The 19,812-nt window shown below is 48.9% G+C and carries 15 protein-coding genes; 12 read left to right on the plus strand and 3 right to left on the minus strand.

Annotated features, from left to right (window positions below; translation table 11 throughout):
• Window positions 1–16 precede the first annotated feature (16 nt).
• Window positions 17–1,123, plus strand: coding sequence for a mechanosensitive ion channel family protein (locus XMM383_RS00980; RefSeq protein WP_371744224.1), 1,107 nt, complete (start codon window positions 17–19; stop codon window positions 1,121–1,123).
• Here XMM383_RS00980 and XMM383_RS00985 read toward each other — a convergent pair.
• On the minus strand, window positions 1,120–1,818 hold the full coding sequence (locus XMM383_RS00985) for a CsiV family protein (protein WP_173506469.1): 699 nt from the start codon (window positions 1,816–1,818) through the stop codon (window positions 1,120–1,122). The two genes, XMM383_RS00980 and XMM383_RS00985, sit on opposite strands and share 4 nt — an antisense overlap.
• Window positions 1,811–5,260 (minus strand): transcription-repair coupling factor, encoded by a 3,450-nt coding sequence (gene mfd / locus XMM383_RS00990; RefSeq protein WP_254443040.1) that lies wholly within the window; start codon window positions 5,258–5,260, stop codon window positions 1,811–1,813. Before mfd ends, XMM383_RS00985 begins: the two co-directional genes overlap by 8 nt.
• 157 nt (window positions 5,261–5,417) lie before the next feature.
• Here mfd and XMM383_RS00995 point away from each other — a divergent pair, with 157 nt between their 5' ends.
• On the plus strand, window positions 5,418–6,365 hold the full coding sequence (locus XMM383_RS00995; RefSeq protein WP_173494373.1) for an AEC family transporter: 948 nt from the start codon (window positions 5,418–5,420) through the stop codon (window positions 6,363–6,365).
• Between the two features lie 44 nt (window positions 6,366–6,409).
• A complete protein-coding gene (locus XMM383_RS01000; protein WP_173494374.1) occupies window positions 6,410–7,759 on the plus strand; it encodes a class II 3-deoxy-7-phosphoheptulonate synthase in 1,350 nt (449 codons plus the stop codon).
• Window positions 7,760–8,261: 502 nt separating this feature from the next.
• Here XMM383_RS01000 and XMM383_RS01005 read toward each other — a convergent pair.
• Window positions 8,262–9,194 (minus strand): LysR family transcriptional regulator, encoded by a 933-nt coding sequence (locus tag XMM383_RS01005; protein ID WP_173481522.1) that lies wholly within the window; start codon window positions 9,192–9,194, stop codon window positions 8,262–8,264.
• Between the two features lie 264 nt (window positions 9,195–9,458).
• Between XMM383_RS01005 and XMM383_RS01010 the strand changes: the two genes are divergently transcribed.
• From XMM383_RS01010 to tkt, 9 genes are all read left to right on the plus strand, one after another.
• The gene (locus XMM383_RS01010) at window positions 9,459–10,877 is read left to right on the plus strand and encodes a form I ribulose bisphosphate carboxylase large subunit (protein WP_173481521.1); all 1,419 of its coding nucleotides are present in this window, start codon (window positions 9,459–9,461) and stop codon (window positions 10,875–10,877) included.
• A gap of 69 nt (window positions 10,878–10,946) precedes the next feature.
• Window positions 10,947–11,303, plus strand: coding sequence for a ribulose bisphosphate carboxylase small subunit (locus XMM383_RS01015; protein WP_173481520.1), 357 nt, complete (start codon window positions 10,947–10,949; stop codon window positions 11,301–11,303).
• Window positions 11,304–11,343: 40 nt separating this feature from the next.
• On the plus strand, window positions 11,344–12,177 hold the full coding sequence (locus XMM383_RS01020) for a CbbQ/NirQ/NorQ/GpvN family protein (RefSeq protein WP_254443041.1): 834 nt from the start codon (window positions 11,344–11,346) through the stop codon (window positions 12,175–12,177).
• Between the two features lie 14 nt (window positions 12,178–12,191).
• Window positions 12,192–14,534, plus strand: a complete 2,343-nt coding sequence (locus XMM383_RS01025) for a nitric oxide reductase activation protein NorD (protein ID WP_173484260.1) — start codon at window positions 12,192–12,194, stop codon at window positions 14,532–14,534.
• 8 nt (window positions 14,535–14,542) lie between these two features.
• Window positions 14,543–14,851 (plus strand): hypothetical protein, encoded by a 309-nt coding sequence (locus XMM383_RS01030; RefSeq protein WP_173481517.1) that lies wholly within the window; start codon window positions 14,543–14,545, stop codon window positions 14,849–14,851.
• Between the two features lie 169 nt (window positions 14,852–15,020).
• Complete coding sequence (locus XMM383_RS01035; protein ID WP_173484259.1) at window positions 15,021–15,728, plus strand: HAD-IA family hydrolase; 708 nt, start codon at window positions 15,021–15,023, stop codon at window positions 15,726–15,728.
• Window positions 15,729–15,765: 37 nt separating this feature from the next.
• Complete coding sequence (locus XMM383_RS01040; protein WP_173483142.1) at window positions 15,766–16,857, plus strand: class 1 fructose-bisphosphatase; 1,092 nt, start codon at window positions 15,766–15,768, stop codon at window positions 16,855–16,857.
• Between the two features lie 23 nt (window positions 16,858–16,880).
• A complete protein-coding gene (locus tag XMM383_RS01045) occupies window positions 16,881–17,765 on the plus strand; it encodes a phosphoribulokinase (protein WP_173483141.1) in 885 nt (294 codons plus the stop codon).
• Between the two features lie 25 nt (window positions 17,766–17,790).
• On the plus strand, window positions 17,791–19,809 hold the full coding sequence (tkt, locus tag XMM383_RS01050) for a transketolase (protein ID WP_173494375.1): 2,019 nt from the start codon (window positions 17,791–17,793) through the stop codon (window positions 19,807–19,809).
• Window positions 19,810–19,812 lie beyond the last annotated feature (3 nt).

Below are 19,812 nucleotides of genomic sequence, written 5' to 3' on the forward strand. Positions count from 1 at the left end.
TTATTGGAGTTTTTAAGTGACTGAATTGTTGAGTTGGGTGCTTAACCCACTATTAAATGCCATACCTGCCTTGAATCAATATCAGTGGTTGCTGCAAGGCGCTGTGATTCTGTTGATGACACTGATCGTCTCTCTCGTCAGCAATACTTTGCTGAATCGACTGATTCCCTTCATCAATAATCTCTCGTCCGTTTGGAATCAGGTATTCATTGATACCGTGCGTGCCCCATTAAGTCTTCTAGTCTGGGTGGTGGGTATTACGCTCTCACTCGATATTGCCGCACGAGCACTGGACGAGATCGACCTGGTTCTGACGCAATCTTTGCGCTCGTTAGCCTATATTCTGTTGGCAGCATGGACGTTGATCCGTTTGATTAAACGGGTTGAGCAGCAGTTAGTGGATGGCGTTTCTGGTCGTCCTGGTGTTGACCGTACCACCGCTGATGCGGTCGCAAAACTACTGCGATTAACCGTCCTTCTGTTTGCAGGTTTGGTGCTGCTTCAACATTTGGGCGTCAGTGTCTCAGGCATACTAGCCTTCGGTGGTGTTGGTGGTTTGGCCGTCGGTTTTGCCGCAAAAGATCTGTTGGCTAACTTCTTCGGCGGGTTGATGATCTACATGGATCGCCCCTTCAAAGTGGGGGATTGGATTCGCTCCCCCGACAAAGAGATTGAGGGTACGGTTGAAGAGATCGGCTGGCGCTTAACCCGTATTCGCACCTTTGATAAACGACCGCTCTACGTCCCTAACTCAACCTTCGCCAGTATTGCCGTTGAGAATCCATCGCGTATGACTAACCGTCGTATCTATGAAACCATTGGTGTTCGTTATGACGATGCGGCTGTGGTTGAGCAGATTGTTGCGGATATTAAAGCGATGCTGCAGAGCCATGCTGAGATCGATCAGAGTCAAACTCTGATCGTAAACCTGAACCACTTTGGTGCTTCATCGATCGATATCATGGTCTACACCTTTACCAAAACGGTTAACTGGGTGGAGTTCCACTCGGTTAAGCAGGATGTATTGGTTAAGATTATCAATCTGGTTGAAGCGCGTGGCGCAGAGATCGCTTTCCCAACCTCTACAATTCATATTGCCCCGAATGAGGCGCCGTCGAACTAGTTTACGGTGTTTGCTGTCTCTGTTGAGGTCACCAGATCGGTGACCTCCATCTCGACTGCTTCAACCGGTCTAAAGAGTACCAGCATTCCCAGAACGGGGTGATCGATGTAGTGCAGATCCTTCGATCGCATGCGACGTGACTCCTCAAAACGGATCGTTTCAGCGGGCTCGTCGGTCAAGCTTAAACCGTTAGGGTAGTAGTTGATCGATGGGTAGATATGCAGATAACGCTGACGCTCAATGCGTAATGTACCTTCGAAGTTTCCAAATGCATCCAATAACAGAGTGGTGCGGTTAGCGCCAGGTTTAAACTGATCCAGCCAGCTATTGTGGTAGAGCAGCTCATACCCTTTTTGCGCCAATCGATTGGCTTGTTCAGTCAATGCAAAGGTGGTTATTGGCAACTCTTCATTCAGGGCTAAGGGTTCGCCATCATTGACGAGAGGAAGCTCAGCGTTGGTGAATTCTATACTTTCTAAGTCGGCAGGCCAGGTTTCGCTCTCTTTGTCGGCTTCAGCCTGTTTGAAAATAACCACTTCAACAGTGTAGAGACTCTCTTCACTGATCAGTTCAGGGGCAACCGCTAGCTTGACCGCCTCATCGTCAGCCACGGCTTGGCCGATACCAGCCAATAGCAAAAGGGTCGTTGCAATCACTCTCACTTTAATATGCTCCTGAAGGTTCAAATCAATCACTTGCCGGTGTCAGTGTATCAAGCAGCGCTTCAACTGTCTGGAATCGAGTTTCACTGTTTTCCATCGGTACACTGAACTTAAACGCGGTAGCCCCATCGAGTTTATAGACCTTTGGCTGTGTCTGCACCAGTTTTACAAGGGTGTAAGGATCGACACAGGTCTCCTCAGCAAACTCCAAGCGTCCTGACCCAGCGCCAGCATCCAACTTGATAATATCGAGTTTTTCAGCCCGCAACTTGATTGAAGTCTGTCGAATTAGGTTCTGAAGAGGCGTTGGTAGCAGACCAAAGCGATCAATCATCTCCACCTGAAGCTCACGCAACTCTTCGTCATTGGCTGCATTGGCAATGCGTTTATAGAGCGTCAATCGGTTATGCACATCCGGCAGATAGTCATCGGGAATCAGTGCTGGTAGATGCAAGTTCACTTCACAGCCGTGATGAAGAGGCTGATCAAAGTTGGGTGTTTTACCCTCTTTAATCGACTCTACTGCTTGCTCTAGCATCTCCATGTAGAGGGAGAAACCAATTGTCTGCATTTGACCCGACTGCTCTTCACCTAACAGCTCACCGGCACCCCGTATCTCAAGGTCGTGGGTTGCTAGGGTAAAGCCTGCCCCTAGAGTGCTCGCTTCGACAATCGCCTCCAAACGTTTGGTGGCATCTGAAGTCATCGCCTTGTGGTGCGGTGTAAGCAGGTAAGCGTAAGCCTGATGATGCGAACGACCGACTCGTCCACGCAACTGGTGCAATTGAGCCAGACCAAATTTATCAGCGCGATCGATGATGATCGTATTGGCGTTAGGAACGTCGATACCGGTTTCGATGATGGTGGTGGAGACCAATACGTTGAATCGCTTGTGATAGAAGTCACTCATCACCTGTTCCAGTTCACGCTCACGCATCTGGCCATGGCCGATACCAATACGGGCCTCTGGAATCAGCTCACCCAACTCTTTAGCGGTCTGTTCAATGGTTTTCACTTCATTGTGCAGATAGTAGACCTGACCACCGCGAAGCAACTCACGCAGAATGGCCTCTTTAATCAGCGCTGGATCTGATTGACGCACAAAGGTTTTAACCGATAGACGCTTAGCCGGTGCCGTCGCGATGATCGAAAGATCACGCATGCCCGACATCGCCATGTTCAGTGTGCGAGGTATAGGCGTTGCGGTTAGGGTTAGAATATCAACCTCAGAACGGAGCGATTTGAGCTTCTCTTTCTGCTGAACACCAAAACGGTGCTCCTCATCGATTATCAACAGCCCTAGGTTGCTGAATTTCAAATCGCCCTGAATCAGTTTATGTGTACCAATCAAAATATCGACCTGACCGGCCTCTACCTTGGCTGCGATCTGATCCTGTTGTTTGCCTGTTTTGAAGCGAGAGATCAGATCAACCTCCATAGGCCAGTCGGCGAAACGATCACGGAAATTCTCAAAGTGCTGCTGGGCGAGTAGGGTAGTTGGTACCAATACAGCGACCTGTTTGCCAGCTTGTGCCGCAATGAAGGCGGCCCGCATAGCCACTTCAGTTTTACCAAAGCCAACATCACCGCAGACTAGACGATCCATCGGTTGCACGGCTTGCATGTCTCGGCGCACCGCTTCAATGGCCATCGCTTGATCTGGCGTCTCTTCGAATGGGAATGCACGTGAGAATTGATCGTACATAGCATCATCAATGCTGTATTGATACCCCTGGCGAGCGGCACGACGTGCATAGATATCTAACAGCTCGGCAGCTGCATCACGTACCTTCTCGGCCGCTTTACGGCGCGCTTTGGACCACTGCTCTGTGCCAAGACGGTGCAGCGGTGCAGACTCTTCACTGGCACCGGTGTATCGGCTAATCAGATGCAGAGAGGAGACCGGAACATAGAGTTTGGCATCATTCGCGTACTGCAGGGTCAGAAACTCGGTGGCTGATCCATCCAAATCGATCGTCTGCAGACCGAGATAGCGACCTACGCCGTGATCAATGTGGACCACAGGATTCCCGACGCTCAGTTCAGACAGTGATTTAACGGCTTGGTCGGCATCGCTCTGTTCACGCTGGCGACGACGACGTTGGAAGACCTGATTGCCAAACAGCTGTGCCTCCGAGATCACCTCAAATTGATCACTGATGGCAAGACCCTGTTCAAGCGGTGCAACGCTTATTGCGAGTGACTCATTGCTGTTTTGAAAAGCGTGCCAGCTGTCGAGTTGCACAGGCTTGATCGACATCGCTTGCAGTTGCGTTAATAGAGATTCACGACGGCCCGCTGATTCAGCAAGAATGAGAACCGGAGTAGTGGCTTTGTCTAGGTGATTGGCCAGTGGGCGCAGAGGCTCTGCCGCAGTGGGAGAGGTGCTTAAACTGGGTGGCTCAGTCGCACCAATATTTTCACGCCCCGGTTTAACCTCCTCTGGTTCAGCGCATAGACGTATTCCAGGCCAACGTTTTAGGTCACTTGCCAAGTTATCCGGTGTTAAAAAGAGCTCATCTGGCGTCAAAATTGGGCGAGTGATATCGCCTTGGCGTTCGTTATGTCGACTTACCACACCGCTGTGGAATTGTGATGCGGCCTCCAGTATCCCTTTCTGCTGAATCACTAGGGTTGATTCAGGAAGGTAATCGAACAGGGTAGAGCACTGCTCAAAGAAGAGCGGCAGATAGTACTCGATACCCGCCGGTGCTAAACCGCTTGAGATGTCCTGGTAGATAGAGCAGTTGCCATAATCGACATCAAATCGTTGACGCCAACGCTGTTTAAAGCCATCAATCGCGTTGGAGTGAAAAGGGTATTCACGCGCCGGCAAAATGCGAATGCGCTCGATCTGTTCAATGGAGCGTTGTGTCTCCGGATCGAATGTCCTTAGAGTATCGATCTCATCATCAAATAGGTCGATACGAAGAGGCGCGCTAGTGCCGGTAGGGTAGAGATCAATAATGGCGCCACGTACAGCAAATTCACCGTGCTCATAGACGGTGTCGACCAGGTTATACCCTGCATCGATCAGTTGCTCTCGCATCCTGTCGGCGTCTAATTGCTGACCTTTTTCAAGCCAGAAGACATTACCACTGACAAACTCTTTAGGAGCGACACGCTGCATCGCCGTCGAAGCAGGCACGACAATGACACCTGACTTTAAACCTTGAAGTCGGTAGAGCGTCTCTAAGCGAGTGGAAGTAATATCCTGGTGTGGAGAGAAGCTATCGTAAGCTAGGGTTTCCCAGTCTGGAAAGAGCATCACAGGCAGAGAGTCACCGGCAAAAAAGCGTATCTCACGACGAATACGGCTAGCGCTCTCACTGTCGTTGCAGAGCATCAGTATAGGTCCCTGATGCTTGTCGCGTATCTGATCGATTAGCCAACCGGTGGCGGCCCCTTTTACATCACCAATACGGCGCAAATCACCGGCTTTAGTTGGGGCAATAAACTGATCTAGACCTGACAATCCTGGACTCCAGTGAAAATAGCATGAGAAAGATTCTATTGTAGCGATCAAACAGTAATTAGGGCAGGTAAGTAGAGAAAAAATCACAGTTTTTATCTGTTTCGCAGGTGCGGTATCGGCCATAATAGACGTCTACTCCACATGGACTTGGAATCGCATGAATCACTTCGAGCTGTTTGCTCAAATATTTGCTGTTACGGCCCCCATTTTCTCCCTGGTCATCATCGGATTGCTGCTAAAACGATTTAACCTGTTGAGTGATGGTTTCATCAGTGGCGCCTCGATGTTGGTCTACAAAGCAACCCTGCCTACTCTGTTAGGTTTAGCTACTTACCGAGCGGACGTGGTGGGACTGCTTGATTCCGTTCTGTTTGGCTACTACATCCTGGCCAACTTCGCAGTAGTCATACTCATGGGATTCGTCGCTTATCGGTGGATTCGGCCGGATCAGCGTGCTGTCTTTATTCAGGCGGGTTTCAGAGGTAATCATGGCATCATCGCACTGGCGCTGGTATTGAGCCTCTATGGCAATGAGGGGCTGCAAGTGGCCGGATTAATGGCAGGTTTAGCGGGAATCCTAAACAACGGTCTTTCGGTTGTGCTCTTTTCGGTCTTCAGTACACGCTATCGCCCTACGCCATTGGTTGTTGCCAAAGAGGTGGTGCTGAACCCGATGATTATCGGGGTGTTAATTGGTGCGCTGTTGTCACTGTTGCATTTGCGATTGCCACTCTGGGTAGAGGAGTCGGCTCAACTATTCGGCTCTATGTCACTGCCGCTAGCACTGCTCTGCATTGGCGCAACGCTGTCGTTAAAAGCCTTTCGACTGTCGGGTTGGTTGGCCGTCAATGCCACGCTGGTAAAGTTGATTTGGGTGCCGCTGCTGTTCACGGCCATTGGCGCCTACTTGGGTATCAGTGGAATGGAGTTAGGGACTCTGTTTCTGTTTCTCGCATCTCCTACCGCGGCTGCCAGTTATGTGATGGCTAAAATTGCAGGAGATGACGATGAGCTTGCCGCCAACATTATTGTTCTGACGACCTTTGTGTCGATGATCACGATAACTTTCGGGCTCTACCTACTGCAGTTGTTGGCATTAATTTAGTAGACTAGCAACCTCTTTAATCACCACCTAAAGGAATATTTCACATGAGCGTATGGACGCCCAATAGCTGGCGCGATCTGCCGGTTAAACAGTTACCGACTTACCCAGACCTAACGGCACTGCAATCGATTGAGGCTGAGCTGAAACAACAGCCGCCTTTGGTTTTTGCAGGAGAGATCCGATCTTTAAAAGCTGATCTGGCTCGTGTCAGTCGTGGTGAAGCGTTTCTGTTACAGGGTGGTGACTGTGCAGAGAGCTTTAACGAGTTCAGTGCCGATAAGATTAAAGACACGTTTAAACTGCTGATGCAGATGGCCGTTGTATTGGCGTTCTCGGGCAGTTGTCCTGTTGTAAAAGTCGGGCGCATTGCTGGTCAGTTCGCTAAGCCTCGCTCTAGTGATACTGAGACGATTGATGGTGTCGAGCTACCCTCATACCGTGGTGACAACGTCAACTCGGCCGAGTTTACTGCAGAAGCACGGATTCCAGATCCTGAGCGTATGTTGAAGGCTTATCATCAATCCTCAGCCACATTAAACCTACTGCGCGCCTTCTCACGTGGTGGCTTTGCCGATCTGCATCAGGTTCATAAATGGAACCAAGGCTTCGTGTCTCAGTCGCCTGCGCATGAAAAGTATGAAGCGCTAGCCGCACAGATCGATCAAGCGTTGTCGTTCATGGCGGCCTGTGGATTGAATTCAGACAATACGCCGCAGCTCTCTGAGACAACGCTCTACACCTCACACGAAGCACTCTTGCTGCCTTATGAAGAGGCACTAACGCGTCAAGACAGTTTGACCAACGGTTGGTATGACTGTTCAGCGCACATGCTCTGGATTGGTGATCGTACTCGCCAGCCTGATCATGCTCACGTTGAGTTCCTGCGCGGTGTTCAAAACCCGGTCGGTGTGAAAGTGGGCCCAACCACTCAAGTGGATGATTTGAAACGTCTTCTGGAGATTTTAAACCCAGAGAACGAAGCGGGTCGTATCAATCTGATTGCTCGCATGGGAGCCGAGAAGATCGGCGATCACCTGCCACAGCTAGTGCGTGCTGTGAATGATCTGGGCGTGAATGTGGTCTGGAGCAACGACCCGATGCACGGCAATACGGTAAAAGCGAGCAGCGGCTACAAAACCCGCTCGGTCGATGCGATCCTCTCAGAGATGAAATCCTTCTTCGAGATTCACAAGGCAGAGGGTAGCTACGCCGGTGGTGTTCATTTTGAGATGACTGGTAACCATGTAACTGAGTGTGTCGGTGGTGCCTACCAAATCACAGAATCTGCCCTGGCAGAGCGCTACATCACCCAGTGTGACCCACGCCTTAATGCTGACCAGTCACTTGAGTTGGCGTTTATGATTGCGGATACACTTAAAGCAGCGCGTAAGTAATCTAAGTTGGAGCGGTCTTAAAAAGGCCGCGATATTTGGTGACAGGCCTTCAGCCTGTCATCCGCTGGTAAGATTTACTAATAATCTGGAAAACGCTGAGAAAGTGGATGTCAGGCTAAAGCCAGACACCGGTGCCAATAGCTAAGCTTAACTTAATACCCATCGCGGCCTTTTCAAGACCGCTCCAACAGTGCCAGATTCGAATCTGGCACCCCGTTCCCCGTCCGACTGAGAACGAGCACGGTGCTCTTTTTCGTTAAGACGTTGAAAGGATCGAGCCCCGGATGGGCGAGAGTTTCAGCGCCTGCACGGAGCAGGCTCTGAAATGTGCCTTTTGATGTTAGAAAAAGAGTATCGCGCGCAGTGTGCCGAAGGCCGAAGGAGCGGGGTGTGTTTTCTTGCTTCTTCTTTGCTCACACAAAGAAGAAGGCTAGCCGACGCTAGTCGGATAGAAATGCGGTTGACAGGCTGAAGGCCAGTCACCGAAAAGATCGCCCCAAGCTTACTCTAACCGCCCAAACTGCTCAGCTAGGAAGCTCTCTGCACGCTCAAGCATAAAGTATCGGAACGCCTCTGCAGCAGGGGAGAGTACCTTCGATTGTGTATGCACAAGGTTCCAGGCTCTAACAATGGGTGCGCCATCGACATTGAGTATCCCCAGTTTTTGGTGCTCCAGTTCTAAACCGACTGTGTGCTGTGACACAAATCCTATCCCCAGATCGGCCATTACGGCCTGTTTGATCATTTCGTTGGAATCCAGTTCAAACTTATAATGCGGTTCAATACTTCTCCCCTCGAAAAAGCGTTCCATCGCTGCTCGTGTGCCTGAGCCCTCTTCACGAACAATAAACGGGATATCTCGCAGCTCCTCGGGTGTTAACCGCTCATCCAGGCTTCTTAAAAATAACGGGTTTGTGGGCGCGGCCACAAAAACGTGTGGGTGAGCCGCAAAGGGTTCATTTCGGGTCCGCATCTCTTTGGGTGGTCGACCCATAATAGCGAGATCAACTTCATTGTTTTGCAAAGATTTGAGCAGCTGTTCACGATTACCAATCGATAGCTTTATGTCGACACTCTTATGTTCTTCAATGAATTCAGAAATAAGGTGCATCATGAAGTATTTTGCGGTTCTAACAATCCCTATCGTAATTGTTCCAGCTTCTGCGTGAATTAATCTTGCTGCAGCATCTTCAGCGTCTTTAACGGTCGCTAGGATTCTTCTAGCGTAGACCAGCATATATTCACCTGCTGTGGTTAGCGTGACTTTTTTGCCAGCACGATCAAACAACGGCATGCCTACGTTACTTTCAAGCTCTTTAATTTGCATGGTAATCGCCGGGGGAGTTAGGTGAAGAGATTCCGCGGCTCTAATGAAACTCAGCTGTTTTGCGACTTCATTAAAGACTCTGAGCTGACGAAAGGTTGTATTACGCACTGGCTCCTCCGATTAATGCTTTGAGTTATTTATTGTGGTTTATTCAAAATAGTTAAGTTTAACCTTAATGTAAACAGTATCTATTTAATTCCTGATTGAATATTAATGTTAAGTAATCACTTATCATTTTGATAAGAAAGTTTGTGTTGTTCTTAACATTACTTTCCCATAACGTCTCTCCTATGCGATTGCTAAGTTGATTTCAGCCTGGCACTCAAACAGCACAACAATAATCAAGGTTTAATCCAACAGGAGAAATTGACCATGGCAAAAAGCTATCAAGCAGGTGTAAAGGAGTACCGTGAGACGTATTGGATGCCCGATTACACACCAAAAGATACGGACTTTCTGGCGTGTTTTAAGGTAATTGCACAAGATGGAGTGCCACGTGAAGAGGCGGCAGCAGCAGTTGCGGCAGAGTCTTCTACCGGTACTTGGACGACCGTGTGGACAGATCTGCTCACTGATCTTGAGTACTATAAAGGCCGCGCTTACGCTATCGAGGATGTTCCTGGTAATGACGAGGCGTTCTACGCATTCATTGCCTACCCAATTGACCTGTTCGAAGAGGGCTCTGTTGTCAATGTATTGACCTCTCTTGTTGGTAACGTATTTGGCTTTAAGGCAGTGCGTTCTTTGCGATTGGAAGATGTTCGTATTCCAGTCGCCTATGTAATGACCTGTGGTGGACCACCGCACGGCATTCAGGTAGAGCGCGACATTATGAACAAATACGGTCGTCCAATGTTGGGGTGCACCATCAAGCCTAAGCTGGGTTTGTCAGCCAAAAACTATGGACGAGCAGTTTATGAGTGTCTTCGCGGTGGTCTCGATTTTACCAAGGATGATGAGAACGTTAACTCTCAACCGTTCATGCGCTGGAGACAACGATTTGATTTTGTCATGGAAGCCATTGAAAAAGCCGAAGCTGAAACGGGTGAGCGTAAAGGTCACTACCTGAACGTGACAGCTCCAACTCCGGAAGAGATGTATAAGCGTGCCGAGTATGCAAAAGAGATCGGCGCCCCAATCATTATGCACGATTATCTGACCGGTGGTTTTACCGCTAACACAGGTCTAGCAAATTGGTGTCGTGAAAATGGCATGTTGTTGCACATTCACCGTGCCATGCACGCTGTTCTAGACCGCAACCCTAATCACGGTATCCATTTCCGAGTGCTGACTAAGATGCTTCGTCTTTCCGGTGGTGACCATCTTCACTCTGGCACGGTGGTTGGTAAGTTGGAAGGTGACCGTGAGGCGACCTTGGGCTGGATCGATCTAATGCGTGACTCTTTTACAAAAGAGGATCGCAGTCGCGGCATTATGTTTGATCAAGACTGGGGATCTATGCCGGGTGTTATTCCGGTTGCCTCGGGCGGTATCCATGTTTGGCACATGCCTGCATTGGTTAACATTTTTGGTGATGACTCAGTTCTACAGTTTGGTGGTGGTACTTTGGGTCACCCGTGGGGTAATGCCGCAGGTGCAGCTGCGAACCGTGTGGCTCTTGAAGCCTGTGTTGAAGCGCGAAATCACGGTGCTGAACTTGAGAAAGATGGTAAACAAATCCTTCTCTCTGCAGCCGAGCACAGCCCTGAGCTAAAAGTTGCCATGGAAACCTGGAAAGAGATCAAGTTTGAATTCGATACGGTCGATAAGCTAGACGTCTCTCATAAATAAAGTAATGGGAGGGTTCCTTAGAGACCCTCCTTAATAAATTGAGCTCTTATTAGAGTTGAGGAATAGATGATGAGTGAAATGCAAGATTACGCATCAAGCCTGAGTGATGTGAATAGCCGTAAATTCGAGACATTCTCTTACCTGCCTGAGATGAATGCTGAACAAATTCGAAAGCAAGTTGAGTACATCGTGTCTAAAGGATGGAACCCGGCGATAGAGCATACAGAGCCAGAGAATGCGTTCGATCACTACTGGTACATGTGGAAGTTGCCACTGTTCGGTGAGACCGACGTTGATCGAGTTCTGAATGAGGCTGAAGCTTGCCACCAAGCCCACCCTAATAACCACGTTAGGTTGGTCGGTTATGACAACTATGCTCAGTCAAAAGGTGCTGAGATGGTGGTTTACCGAGGCAACCCAGTATAACGCTATAGATACCCCCTCTAATGAGGGGGTTTTGCTCTCAATGAATACAAAAGGTAAGAGTATGAGTGCAGTGAATACGGATCAATACATTATCAAGGACGAACCCTTTTATAAGGCGGTAGGCAATGAGGTCGATATGTATCAAGCCGCCTATGCAAGACGTATGCCGGTGATGCTCAAAGGGCCAACGGGATGCGGCAAATCAAGGTTTGTGGAGTATATGGCCTGGAAACTGAAGCGTCCTCTGATTACGGTTGCCTGTAACGAAGATATGACGGCCTCAGATCTGGTTGGACGTTTTTTGCTCGATAAGGACGGTACCCATTGGCAGGATGGTCCATTAGCGACAGCTGCCAGAATAGGGGCAATTTGTTACTTGGATGAGGTCGTTGAAGCAAGACAAGATACCACCGTTGTGATTCACCCCTTAACTGACCATCGCAGAACACTGCCTTTGGATAAAAAAGGGGAACTGATCGAGGCGCACCCTGATTTTCAATTGGTTATCTCTTATAACCCCGGTTATCAAAGCCTGATGAAAGATCTTAAACAATCCACTAAACAGCGATTTGGTGCGATGAACTTTGACTATCCGAAAGATTATGATGAAGCTGAAATTGTAGATAAAGAGACAGGTGTGGGTCTTGATATCGCCAATAAATTGGTTCAAATAGCCCACCGTGCGAGGAATTTGAAAGGGCACGGCCTTGATGAAGGAATATCAACTCGTTTGCTTGTCTATGCTGGGCAGATGATCGCTGAAGGTGTAGATCCGTTGTCTGCGTGCAAAATGACGTTAGTAACACCGTTGACCGATGATCCAGATATGCGAGAAACCCTAGATGCTGCAGTCAACACATTTTTTGTGAGCTAACAGGGGCAGCACCGATGAGTATCGACATGGACCAGTATCGCCAATCTCTTGAGAGCATCGCTCCAGAAATGAACGATGTTTTAGAGAGTCACTTTCATGAAGCCGCACGAGTGATGTCATCGCCTGCCTTACAAGACTATCTTGAGGGTGCACAGAGTTTGGCGAATCTAGGTCGTGGTAAAGAGCTCGTGATCGCGTTTATTGAATGCATGCCACAGGTCGTGAAAGAGTGTGGTGAGGATGTCATGAGTGACTGTATTCATGCAGCCATGAAACTCGCTTCGATGACCTCTGGTGAAGTCATTACTCTGTTATTGCAATCCCTGCCGATTGCTGCAAATCGTCTTGGTGATCCTGAATTGCTGAGAGGGTACCTTACTCTCATCCATCAATTGTCTGCTAAGGCAGCTCGCGGCCTTAGGCCGATGCTGAATCATATGGATGAGCTGCTATCAAAGCTGACGCTTTCAGGACTTCGACGTTGGGCTAACTTTGGGGCGGATGCTTATCGAAGAGATTTTGTTAATCTAGTCAGTTATTTCGAGCTCAAGACCGCTGATAGTCAAAAAATGCTGCAACAAGAGCGCAAGGGTACGCTGTTTATTGATGCGCAACGCAAATTAAATTTTTACTTAAGGGCTTTATGGGGAAGAGATTTTTTTCTTCGTCCCACCTCGGCAGATTACGAAGACTTTAAACCTTACATTGAACATCATGTTATGCATTTGCCAGATGCGGTTGATGATCTCAACCAGGTGGATGGCGTCTCGTTATATCGTGCTCAAGTGGCACACGCTGCTGCTCATATGAGTTATACGACTGACCGAATGGATGCTAGCGGCCTTAGTCAGGCGCAGATGTTCTTTATCGCATTGATCGAAGATGCCAGGGTTGAGTATTGTGCGATGCAAGACTTTCCTGGACTGCGTTCCACTTGGCAAGCGTTACTGTCAATTGAGCCGGAGGGCCGTGAGGAACACCCAACCTTACAGCGGTTGGGTCAGTTTGCATTGATGCTGATGGATGAAACAGTAAGATCAGACGACCCAGAGTTGAATGAATTATCGGCTAAGTTTCATCATGAAATTTCTGCTAAAAAAGACTCTTCTGAAATCAGCTTTCAGTTAGGACTGGCGCTTTTTGCTCTGTTTGATGACCGTAAAGAGGTGCCCAGTCTACGTATTCTGCAGTCCATGCGCACACCTTATCGTGATGATAATCGTTTTGTTTGGGAGTTTGAGCCTTTCAATCTAGCTGAGCATGGTCTGGAGTATATTCCCGCTTCGCAACGACAGGTAAGAAAGTATGTCAGTGCCGTCGAAATGGCGAATGAGGTGGACTGTGAGCTAGCGGGCGATGATGCCCAAGAAGTTTGGGTATGCGCGACAGAGTTCATGCCTTATGAGGATGCAGGTGAAGCGACCGAGTCTTTTAATGACCGCTGGGGTAAAGAGCCTATTTCAGATCCATACCACTATCAGGAGTGGGATTATCAGGTGCAGTTATACCGACCCGATTGGGCAACGGTGTACGAAAAAAGAGCTCAAAAAGGGGATCCAGAAACGATTGATCGGATCTTTCAAGAACATAAGCCGATAGTGCAGAAAATTAAACAGGTTGTTGATCTTCTCTCACCGGATGGCGTTCAAAGAGAGCGAAATATGGAAGATGGTGATGAGATTGATCTGAATGCGGCCATCGATGCGATGATTGCCATCAGAATGGGTGAACAACCCAACCCCAGAATCACAATGCGTAATGTTGTCAAAAATCGCGATCTTGCAGTGACTGTATTGTTGGACCTATCTGAGTCGACGAATGAGACCATGGAGGGATCTGATAAAAGTGTGCTTGAGTTGACGCGTGAAGCAGCGACGCTGGTTTCAAGCGCGATCAATGGCATCGGTGATCCTTTTTCGATACATGGATTCGCTTCTGATGGTCGACACGATGTTCAATACTTTAAATTTAAAGATTTTAATCAGAGCTTTAATGACGAAGCAAAAAGTCGTCTTGCAGGAATGACGGGAGGGCTGTCAACTCGTATGGGAGCAGCCATGCGACATGCTGGAAGTCTTTTGATGAAACAACCTGAACGCCGCAAGCTGCTCCTGTTGGTCACAGATGGGGAACCAGCTGATATCGATGAGCGTGATCCCCAACACCTTAGGCACGATACCAAGAAAGCTGTCGAAGAGCTGTACAGCCAAGGTGTTTTAACCTATTGCTTAACCTTAGACCCCAATGCTGATAGTTATGTTAAACGAATTTTTGGGGCCAATAACTATACGGTGGTCGATAACGTTGATCGTCTGCCAGAAAAGCTACCCAGCTTATTTGCCAGCCTGACCTGTTAGGAGTCGTTATGCAAAAATCAAAAACATACGTCGGCATTCACAATGACCTTTACGGAGGGATGACCGATACCGGAAAAATCATCAGGGATGCTTGGGCTTTTGGTTTGATTCCGGAAACGGAAAGTTGTGAGGGTTGGTTAGTGCAGGGGCTGGAGACACTCTGGCGTCAGGTCAATGATGAGTGGGAGAATTATGGATTTTCTGTCAGTCAGTTGCCAGATGAGATCCGAGTGCGTTACCTACATATTCAAGAACAAGCCATTGTTCATGCAAAATCAAAGGGGTGGGACGCGGATAGAGATTTGATGGCAGATTAACTTTTATTTAGTAAGCCTCGATGTAAAAGCACCGGGGCTTTTTTACGTCGGTTGTTAGTTAAGTGATTTCTTAATCCTAATATAACCTCATTTTAATTGCGCTTACTTAGCACACTGAATACTCTTAGTTAATAGAAAATAAACATAAGAATATAACTGAAGGTATTAAATGGCACTTAAAGCGTTAATTTTTGATGTCGACGGTACATTGGCAGACACCGAAATGGCGCATATGGCTGCTTTCAACTATGCCTTTGAAACAGCGGGCCTCACTTGGTTATGGGATTTAGAGACCTATACAGAGCTGCTTGAAGTCTCGGGCGGCAAAGAGCGAATTCGTCACTACTGGAACCAACGGCCTGATCGAGGTGTTCAAGTCAGCGAAGAGCGCATCGACTCAATCATTCCAGAGCTGCATGCCACTAAAACTGCTCGTTATGAAGAGATGGTTGCTTGCGGAGAGGTTGCGATGCGCCCTGGTGTTTTAGAGCTAATTAAAGCCGCGAAGTCTGCTGGTTTAAAGCTAGCCATCGCCACAACGACCACTCCTGCCAATATCGAAGCACTGCTCTCTCACGCCATGGGCGATGACTGGCAGGAGACGTTCACCGTTGTCGAAAACGCAGAAACTGCTCCGAATAAAAAACCGGACCCCAGTGTCTACCTTCAAGCATTGGAGCGTCTTGGTGTCTCATCGGCAGAGGCAATAGCCATTGAAGATACCAACAATGGGTTAAGAGCCGCTAAAGGCGCCGAATTGGCTACTGTAATAACCCCTAATGAGTTTTCCAAGCACCATGATTTCACAGGGGCTGACTTAATTGTTCCCTCATTAAGCGATGTGAATTTAGAGCAGTTGTCTCGACTGATCGCTTAACAATACCGATTTTCAAAAATAATAAGAGGCAACTGATATGCCATTTAGAACCAATAGAACGACCTTAACTCAATACCTAATTGAAGAGCGTCGTCGTTACCCAAGTGCCAGCGGTGATTTTAACGCCTTGATTTTGGATGTGGCGATGGCCTGTAAGCAGATCGCTAAAGCCGTAGCCTATGGTGAATTAGCGGGCCTACACGGTGAGCATAATGAAGATGCAGGCGGCAGTATCAATGTCCAGGGTGAGGCTCAGAAAAAACTGGATGTGCTCAGTAATGACATTTTCATCAAAACGACCGAGTGGGGCGGACATCTTCTCGGCATGGCCTCGGAAGAGATGGATGAGGCGCTGGATATCCCAGAGGGGAATCCGAAAGGTCGCTATCTGATTGTATTTGATCCACTCGATGGCTCATCGAACATTGATGTGAACGTCTCGGTGGGCAGTATTTTCTCGATTCTTCGTGCACCGGATGATGCAACAGCGCCTATTCAAGAAGAGGTATTTCTTCAGCCCGGATCACAACAGGTAGCGGCGGGATACGCGCTTTATGGTCCCTCGACCATGCTGATTCTTACGGTGGGTAACGGTGTAGTTGGTTTTACTCTGGATCCCGCTTTAGGTGAGTTTATGTTGACTCACCCCAGCATCACCATTCCTGAGGAGACTCAAGAGTTCGCGATCAATACCTCTAATAGCCGTTTCTGGGAAGCGCCCGTTAAACGTTACGTAGATGAGTGTCTTGCGGGATCGACGGGTCCGCGCGGTAAAGACTTCAACATGCGTTGGATCGCTTCGATGGTAGCGGAGGCGCACCGTATCCTAATGCGTGGTGGTGTCTTCATGTATCCACGTGACACCAAAGATCCAAGCAAAGCCGGTAAGTTACGACTGCTCTATGAGGCAAATCCTGTCGGTATGATTATCGAGCAGGCCGGTGGTCGTGCCAGTACAGGCAGCTACCCCATGCTGGATGTGAAACCGACTGAGCTTCACCAACGCATAGGTTTGGTGTTTGGTTCTAAAAACGAGGTCGAGCGCATTGAGCGTTACCACAACGAACCGATCGAAGAGAAAGGCGAAGATATGCCGCTCTTTGCTGAACGCAGTCTATTCCGCGATTAAGTTACTGGACCTGGAGAAACATTATGTCAGAACGTCACCCAATTATTGCGATTACCGGCTCATCAGGTGCAGGTACTTCAACCGTTACTCGCACATTCTCAAACATCTTTCGTCGTGAAAATGTTAAAGCCGCGATTGTCGAAGGCGATAGCTTCCACCGTTACGATCGTACCGAAATGAAAAAGCAGTTGGCGCAAGCCGATGCAGCGGGCAATAAACATCTCAGCCACTTTGGTCCAGAGAACAACCTGTTTGATGAGCTCGAAGGCCTGTTTAAAAGCTACTCTGAGACGGGTACCGGTAAAAAACGCTTCTACCTGCACAACCAAGATGAGGCTGAGCCTTACGGACAAGAGCCAGGCACCTTCACACCTTGGGAAGAGATCGATAAAGATACCGATATCCTTTTCTATGAAGGCCTGCACGGCGCGGTGAAAACTGAGCAGAACGATATAGCCCAATACCCAGATCTACGTATCGGTGTGGTTCCCGTCATCAACCTTGAGTGGACGCAGAAGCTTTGGCGCGATAAGAACCAGCGTGGTTACAGTGCTGAAGCGGTAACGGATACGATTCTGCGCCGCATGCCTGATTACATTCACTACATCTGCCCTCAATTTGAACATACGCATGTGAATTTCCAACGCGTACCGATGGTCGACACCTCTAACCCTTTCATCGCTCGGGACATCCCTTCTGCCGATGAGAGCATGGTGATTATCCGCTTTGCTAACCCTAAGGGGATCGACTTCCAGTATCTCTTGAACATGATTGGCAATAGCTTCATGTCACGTGCCAATACCATTGTTGTCCCTGGGGGCAAGATGGAGCTGGCAATGCAGTTGATCTTCACACCCTTTGTATGGCGCATGATGGAACGTCGTAATCGCGCCTTGGGTCGTGGTTAAGGCCGTCGCTAATTAGGAGCAACAGATGAACAGAACAGCACCGAATGCCGCTATGGCAAATGAGATGGCCAATGCGATTCGCTTTCTAGCGATCGATGCCGTCGAAGCCGCAAAATCGGGACACCCAGGTGCACCGATGGGTATGGCAGAAATTGCAGAGGTTCTTTGGAACCGTCACTTGAAACACAGTCCAGCCAATCCACACTGGCCAGATCGCGACCGTTTTGTTCTCTCTAATGGTCACGGTTCAATGTTGATCTATGCACTGCTGCATTTAACGGGCTACGATCTTCCAATCGATGAACTTAAACAGTTCCGCCAACTGCACTCTAAGACACCAGGTCACCCTGAAGTGGGCGTTACAGCGGGTGTGGAGACTACGACGGGTCCATTAGGCCAGGGTATCTCGAATGCTGTCGGTTTGGCACTTGCCGAGAAGATGTTGGCGGCAGAGTTTAATGAATCAGGGCACACTATAGTGGACCATTTCACCTACTGTTTCTTGGGTGATGGCTGCATGATGGAGGGGATCAGTCACGAGGTCTGCTCACTGGCTGGGACCCTAAGAACGTCTAAGCTCATCGCGATCTACGACGACAACGGTATCTCGATTGATGGCCACGTCGAAGGGTGGTTTGCTGATGATACGCCGGCACGTTTTGAAGCTTATGGCTGGAATGTGATTCGTGATGTAAACGGTCATGATGCGTCAGCTGTCGATGCAGCGATTCGTGCAGCCAAAGCTCAAGCGGTCTTAGCTGATGGCAAACCGACACTGATCTGTACTAAAACCGAGATCGGTAAAGGGTCGCCCAATAAGGTCGGTACACACGACGTTCATGGTGCCGCACTGGGTGCTGACGAGGTCGCTGCGACACGCGCTGCACTGAATTGGAATCATGCGCCATTTGAGATTCCTAGCGACGTGAAGAGCGCTTGGGACTGCACCGATTCAGGCAGAGCAGAAGAGGCGGAATGGGATATTCGTTTTGCTGAGTACGCTAAAGCATTCCCAGAAAAAGCCGCAGAATTCAGACGTCGTATGATCGGTGAATTGAGCGATGAGTATCAATCTAAGATTGCCGATGTCATGGCTCAGATTGCTGCAGCAGAAGGGGACGTAGCGACTCGTAAAGCGAGTCAAAATGCACTAGATGCTATCGCACCTCTTGTTCCAGAGTTTTTTGGCGGCAGTGCTGATTTGACCGGTTCGAACCTGACTAACTTCAAAACAGCCACCTATGCAGGCCGAGATACTTGGGGTAACCACCTCTCTTACGGTGTTCGTGAGTTTGGTATGGCTGCGATTATGAATGGTATGGCACTGCATGGTGGCTACCTACCTTATGGTGGTACCTTCCTCACGTTTAGTGATTACTCTCGTAATGCGATTCGAATGGCTGCACTGATGAAACAGCGTGTGGTTCATGTCTTTACTCATGACTCGATTGGTCTGGGTGAAGATGGCCCAACACACCAGAGTATCGAGCACGTTCCAAGCTTACGCATTATTCCTGGACTTGATGTCTGGCGTCCTTGTGATGCCCTTGAAACGGCCACGGCATGGGCGCACTCGGTTGAGCGACAGGATGGTCCCTCTGCTCTAGCGCTGTCACGACAGGGGATGCCTAAATTACTGAAGGCGGCCTCTGATGCAGACAAAGTTCGTAAAGGTGGCTACATCCTCTCTGATATGGCCAGTCCACAAGCGGTGATCATGGCAACCGGTTCTGAAGTGCAATTGGCGTTGCAAGCTCAAGAGACTTTAGCGGCTGAGGGTATCTCAACCCGCGTTGTCTCAATGCCTTGTACCAATCTGTTTGATCGCCAATCTGAAGATTACCAAGAGCAGACGATTCCATCGGACCTTCCTGCGGTTGCAGTGGAAGCAGCGCATACCGATTTCTGGCGCAAATATGTGGGCAGAAAAGGTGGTGTTGTAGGCATCGACAGCTTTGGTGATTCAGCACCGGCTCCTGTTCTCTATGAGTACTTCGGCATTACTGCTAACGCAGTTGCTGATGCTGTTCGCCAGCGAGTTTAGGGG

The sequence above is a fragment of the Marinobacterium sp. xm-m-383 genome (assembly GCF_013283255.1).
In the GTDB taxonomy this organism is placed as follows: Bacteria; Pseudomonadota; Gammaproteobacteria; order Pseudomonadales; family Balneatricaceae; genus Marinobacterium_E.

Coding starts and splice junctions, on each gene's coding strand:
- XMM383_RS01030 (WP_173481517.1), top strand. CDS start 14,543: ATGCAAAAATCAAAAACATACGTCGGCATTCACAATGACCTTTACGGA.
- XMM383_RS00995 (WP_173494373.1), top strand. CDS start 5,418: ATGAATCACTTCGAGCTGTTTGCTCAAATATTTGCTGTTACGGCCCCC.
- XMM383_RS01035 (WP_173484259.1), top strand. CDS start 15,021: ATGGCACTTAAAGCGTTAATTTTTGATGTCGACGGTACATTGGCAGAC.
- XMM383_RS01045 (WP_173483141.1), top strand. CDS start 16,881: ATGTCAGAACGTCACCCAATTATTGCGATTACCGGCTCATCAGGTGCA.
- XMM383_RS01020 (WP_254443041.1), top strand. CDS start 11,344: ATGAATACAAAAGGTAAGAGTATGAGTGCAGTGAATACGGATCAATAC.
- XMM383_RS01000 (WP_173494374.1), top strand. CDS start 6,410: ATGAGCGTATGGACGCCCAATAGCTGGCGCGATCTGCCGGTTAAACAG.
- XMM383_RS01015 (WP_173481520.1), top strand. CDS start 10,947: ATGAGTGAAATGCAAGATTACGCATCAAGCCTGAGTGATGTGAATAGC.
- XMM383_RS01040 (WP_173483142.1), top strand. CDS start 15,766: ATGCCATTTAGAACCAATAGAACGACCTTAACTCAATACCTAATTGAA.
- XMM383_RS01025 (WP_173484260.1), top strand. CDS start 12,192: ATGAGTATCGACATGGACCAGTATCGCCAATCTCTTGAGAGCATCGCT.
- XMM383_RS01010 (WP_173481521.1), top strand. CDS start 9,459: ATGGCAAAAAGCTATCAAGCAGGTGTAAAGGAGTACCGTGAGACGTAT.
- tkt (WP_173494375.1), top strand. CDS start 17,791: ATGAACAGAACAGCACCGAATGCCGCTATGGCAAATGAGATGGCCAAT.